At 68.3% G+C, this 2527-nt stretch carries 3 protein-coding genes; all 3 read left to right on the top strand.

The annotated features are described in order from the left end of the window. Positions 1–841: thiamine pyrophosphate-dependent enzyme (locus B4E97_RS04805; RefSeq protein ID WP_286958903.1), on the top strand; the 841-nt coding region annotated here is incomplete at its 5' end. After that, positions 838–1347, top strand: coding sequence for an acetolactate synthase small subunit (gene ilvN, locus B4E97_RS04800; RefSeq protein WP_019287842.1), 510 nt, complete (start codon positions 838–840; stop codon positions 1345–1347). The genes B4E97_RS04805 and ilvN, both read left to right, overlap by 4 nt. Before the next feature lie 15 nt (positions 1348–1362). Continuing rightward, positions 1363–2472: a ketol-acid reductoisomerase gene (gene ilvC / locus B4E97_RS04795; RefSeq protein WP_286957957.1), complete on the top strand. Its 1110-nt coding sequence runs from the start codon at positions 1363–1365 to the stop codon at positions 2470–2472. Positions 2473–2527: the final 55 nt, after the last annotated feature.

Genomic DNA, 2527 nt, shown 5'->3' with positions numbered 1-2527 from the left:
CCCCGCCGAGATCGGCAAGAACCGCGTCGCCGACGTGCCGATCGTGGGCGACGCCAAGGAGGTCATCCGCGACCTCATCGACACCATCAAGGCCGACCAGGCCGCGGGCGACGTCGCCGACTACGCCGAGTGGGTCGCCACCGCCACGGGCTGGAAGGCGACCTACCCCGTCGGCTACGTCCACGACGACGAGACGACGATCGCCCCGCAGGCCGTCATCGAGCGGCTCGGCGAGATCGTCGGGCCCGACGCGATCTACTGCGCCGGCGTCGGCCAGCACCAGATGTGGAGCTCGCAGTTCATCCGCTACGAGCGGCCGCGGCAGTGGCTCAACTCCGGTGGTGCCGGGACGATGGGCTACTCCGTGCCCGCGGCCATGGGCGCCAAGGCCGGCGACCCGGACCGCGTCGTGTGGGCGATCGACGGCGACGGGTGCTTCCAGATGACCAACCAGGAGCTGGCCACCTGCGTCGTCAACGACATCCCGATCAAGGTCGCGATCATCAACAACTCGAGCCTCGGCATGGTGCGCCAGTGGCAGACGCTCTTCTACAACGAGCGCTACTCCAACACCGACCTGCACACCTCCCACGACCAAATCCGGATCCCGGACTTCGTCAAGCTCGCCGAGGCCTACGGCTGCGTCGGGCTGCGCTGCGACGACCCCGCCAAGATCGACGAGACGATCCAGGCCGCGATGGCGATCAACGACCGGCCCGTCGTGGTCGACTTCGTGGTGAGCCGCGACGCGATGGTGTGGCCCATGGTCCCCGCCGGCGTGAGCAACGACGAGATCCAGATCGCCAAGGGCATGGCCCCGAATTGGAGTGATGACGAGTGAGCAAGCACACCCTGTCCGTGCTCGTGGAAAACAAGCCCGGCGTCCTCACCCGCATCGCCGCGCTGTTCTCGCGCCGCGGCTACAACATCGAGGCGCTCGCCGTCGGCGAGACCGAGCACCCCGAGATCTCGCGCATGACGATCCGCGTCGACGTCGACGTGCTCCCGCTCGAGCAGGTGACCAAGCAGCTCAACAAGCTCGTCGAGGTGCTCAAGGTCGTCGAGCTCCAGGCCGACCAGTCGGTCCAGCGGCACATCATCCTGGTCAAGGTCCGGGCCGACGCGGCCCACCGCGGCCAGGTGATGGAGGTCGTCGAGATGTTCCGCGCCAAGGTCGTCGACGTCGGGCCCGACACGATCGTCGTCGAGGCCACCGGCAACGTCCTCAAGCTCGAGGCGCTGCTGCGCACCCTGGAGCCCTTCGGCGTCAAGGAGCTGGTGCAGTCCGGCCTCGTCGCCATCGGTCGCGGCTCCCGCTCCATCACCGACCGCAGCAACCGCGGCTGACCGTCCATCGGTCGTATGCCGAGACGCCCGGTCTCGGCATACGGCCCATCCCCGTTAGATAGACGCACGACCACCCACGAAGGAGACCAGCCCATGGCTGCTGAGATGTTCTACGACGACGACGCCGACCTGTCCCTGATCCAGGGGCGCAAGGTCGCCGTCATCGGCTACGGCTCGCAGGGTCACGCCCACGCGCTCAACCTGCGCGACTCGGGCGTCGACGTGCGCGTCGGCCTGGCCGAGGGCTCCAAGAGCCGCGCCAAGGCCGAGGCCGAGGGCCTGCGCGTCCTCACCGTCGCCGAGGCCGTCAAGGAGGCCGACGTCGTCGTCATCCTCACGCCCGACCAGGTGCAGCGCACCGTCTACGCCGAGGAGATCCAGCCCAACCTCAACGAGGGCACGGCGCTGGTCTTCGGCCACGGCTTCAACATCCGCTTCGGCTACATCAAGCCCGAGGCTGGCTCTGACGTGCTCATGGTCGCCCCCAAGGGACCCGGCCACCTCGTGCGCCGTGAGTACACCGACGGCCGCGGCGTCCCCGTGATCGTCGCCGTCGAGCAGGACCCCTCCGGCCAGGCCTGGGAGCTCGCGAAGTCCTACGCCAAGGCGATCGGCGGTCTGCGGGCCGGCGGCATCAAGACGACCTTCACCGAGGAGACCGAGACCGACCTGTTCGGCGAGCAGGCCGTGCTCTGCGGCGGCGCCTCGCAGCTGGTCATGTACGGCTTCGAGACGCTCACCGAGGCGGGCTACCAGCCCGAGGTCGCGTACTTCGAGTGCCTGCACGAGCTCAAGCTCATCGTCGACCTGATGATCGAGGGCGGCATCGCCAAGCAGCGCTGGTCCATCTCGGACACGGCGGAGTTCGGCGACTACGTCTCGGGGCCGCGCGTCATCTCCCCGGAGGTCAAGGACAACATGAAGGCCGTCCTCGCGGACATCCAGGACGGCACCTTCGCCAAGCGCTTCATCGACGACCAGGACGCCGGTGCACCGGAGTTCAAGCGCCTGCGCGAGCAGGGCGCCCAGCACCCGATCGAGGCCACCGGGCGCAAGCTCCGCGGCCTGATGAGCTGGGTCAAGGACACCGACTCGGACTACGTCGAGGGCTCCGCCGCCCGCTGACCTACCTCAGGTAGTCACATCCGCCCGCGTTCGCACGGAAGTTGTCAACCTGTCT

The organism is Arsenicicoccus sp. UBA7492, assembly GCF_002479615.1.
Lineage (GTDB): Bacteria > Actinomycetota > Actinomycetes > Actinomycetales > Dermatophilaceae > Arsenicicoccus > Arsenicicoccus bolidensis.
This window is presented reverse-complemented; position numbering and strand designations above follow the sequence as displayed.